At 57.6% G+C, this 2,485-nt stretch carries 2 protein-coding genes; both read right to left on the reverse strand.

What is annotated here, in order from left to right:
• Window positions 1-141: 141 nt before the first annotated feature.
• Entirely contained in the window at window positions 142-876 is a 735-nt protein-coding gene (istB, locus tag FHW16_RS28690) for an IS21-like element helper ATPase IstB (protein WP_182552860.1), read from the reverse strand.
• On the reverse strand, window positions 809-2,377 hold the full coding sequence (istA, locus tag FHW16_RS28695) for an IS21 family transposase (RefSeq protein ID WP_182552861.1): 1,569 nt from the start codon (window positions 2,375-2,377) through the stop codon (window positions 809-811). The genes istB and istA overlap by 68 nt, the downstream gene beginning before the upstream one ends.
• Window positions 2,378-2,485 lie beyond the last annotated feature (108 nt).

The following is a 2,485-nucleotide window of genomic DNA, read 5'->3' on the forward strand; positions in this document are numbered from 1 at the left end:
GGTGTCAATCGGCACCGAACTTTGACCCCTTATCGGCATCCAATTTTGACCCCCTTTGTGTGTGAGGTTAGCACTTGCCGGCCCGACGCTGGTCGGGGTTGCAGAGGGTCGGCAAGTGCGGCGTGATTGGCGAATCCGGCTTTAGCTTTGAGAGCGGTTTTTGAAGCGCCAGGATTCGTTTCCGGTTTCGACGATTTCGCAATGATGCGTCAGCCGATCGAGCAAGGCGGTCGTCATCTTGGCATCCCCAAAGACGGTAGGCCATTCGCCGAACGCCAGATTGGTGGTGACGATGATGGACGTGCGTTCGTATAGCCGGCTGATGAGATGGAACAGGAGCTGCCCTCCGGCTTGCGCGAAGGGCAGATAACCGAGTTCATCGAGAATGATGAAGTCGAGACGATTGAGGTAGTCTGCCATCCGGCCCTGCTTGCCGCTTCGTGTTTCCGTTTCGAGACGATTGACGAGGTCGACGACATTGAAGAAGCGCCCGCGTGTTCCATTGCGTATGAGTGCACGGGCTATGGCTATGGCCAGATGCGACTTGCCTGTCCCTGTACCGCCAACCAGCACCACATTGCGCTGATCGGCAACGAATGTGCCCGTGGCGAGTTCGCGGATCAGCCCTTCATTAACGGGCGTGTTTGCGAAGTCGAAGTCATCGGTATCCTTTGCCAGTGGCAGTTTTGCAATCGAGAGCTGGTAGCGGATGGAACGAGCCTGCTTCTCGGCAATCTCTGACTGCAGCAGATCCCCGACGATGCGGGGAGGCTCATGCTGGCGTTTGATGCCGTTGCCCATGATCTCGTCATAAGCGCTGCGCATCCCATAAAGCTTGAGACTGCTCATCAATTCCAGAACCTGTGTGCGTTCCATATCGGCTTGCCCTCCTGAGGCTGTCATAACGTGCGCAATCGGCCACTGGCTCATGGGTCAGACGAAGCGCATCGGGGGTGTGAAGGGTAACAGTGGGAGCCGGATCACGGCTGCGAGCCAGAATGTTGATGATCACTGCGGCTGAGCAGACACTGTGGTCGAGTGCCTCCTGGCAGGCCGCATCTACTGCTGCCAGCCCGTCGGTGGGAACGCATCCAAGGATGGTCACCATCTGCCGATCGCCATCGCTCATGCCTTTCAGCTTCCGGCGAACCTTCTCCATCGCTGCGGGCAGAACCCATTCACGGAACGGAGCGCCATTCCTCAAGGCACCGGGCTTGCGAGCCAGGACAGGCACGTAATGCCAAGGATCGTAGATGGTCTCGCCCCGGCCGAACGAGCGGCGATGCTCCGCAACACTCACACCATCCTGGCGAATGACGATCCTCTCGGCATAGGCATGGACCTCCACAGGGCGGCCGACTGCGGTTGAAAGAACCGAGTATTTGTTGTTGTCGAAACGCACGAGGCACGTCTTCGACACAGATGCCGGAACGCAGTGGAAGCCGTCGAATGGCCCGGCATAATGGACAAGACTGCGGCGCTCCTCCTCAAAGACCTGCCAGATCGTCCGTTCTGCCTGCTCCGGATGACGATGCGCCTTGGCATAGGTAATGCATTTATCGAGCAGCCAGACATTCAGCTCTTCCAGGCTTTTGACCCGAAGTCGCGGTGTAAAGAAGCGCTCGCGCACGAGGCCAACCTGGTTCTCGACCTGTCCCTTCTCCCAGCCCGATGCGGGTGTGCAGGCAACAGGCTGGACCAGATAGTGGCTGCACATCTGCAGGAAACGCCGATTGTACTGGCGTTCCTTACCGACGAACACAGCCTCGACTGCCGTCTTCATATTATCGTAGATGCCGCGCGTGCAGGTGCCGCGAAAGAATGCAAAGGCCCGGTCATGCGCATCAAACACCATCTCCTGGCTTTCACGCATGTAGGCCCGGGCAAACATCATCCGGCTGTGGCAGAGACGGACATGGGCGACCTTCACGGTCGTCGTCACTCCGTTGATCAGAATGATCTCATGGCTCCAGTCGAACTGGTAAGCTTCTCCCGGTGCATAGAACAGCGGTACGTAGGCTTCCGCCGTCACCGCACCGCGTGTCTTCGACCACGTTTTCGCGTAGCGGCGCACTGAATCATAACTGCCCTCAAATCCAAGGGCGCGAAGTTCCTCGTAGATGCGGATCAGCGTCAAACGCTCGCGCGATTGCTTACCTTCATTGGCTTGCAGAAACTGATCGACCTGTTCCCGCCAGGGGCCGATCCTGGGCAAGGGTTGATGTTCCCGTTCATAGGAAAAATCCGTCTGGTCCGAGCGCAGAATCTTGCGCACCGTGTTCCGCGAGACATGCAGCTCGCGGCTGATCTTCTTCATCGACCAGCCCTGTACATGAAAAGCTCGACGAACCCGCGCAATCGTATCCACTGTCTTCAACTCCCGCTCCATCCGCTGCCAAGTCGGATGGTCAGATCTAATCTAGGGGGGTCAAAATTGGATGCCGATTACCCCGCAAACGGGGTCAATTTTGCATGCCTAAACACA

The organism is Phyllobacterium myrsinacearum (assembly GCF_014138285.1).
Lineage (GTDB): Bacteria > Pseudomonadota > Alphaproteobacteria > Rhizobiales > Rhizobiaceae > Phyllobacterium > Phyllobacterium myrsinacearum_A.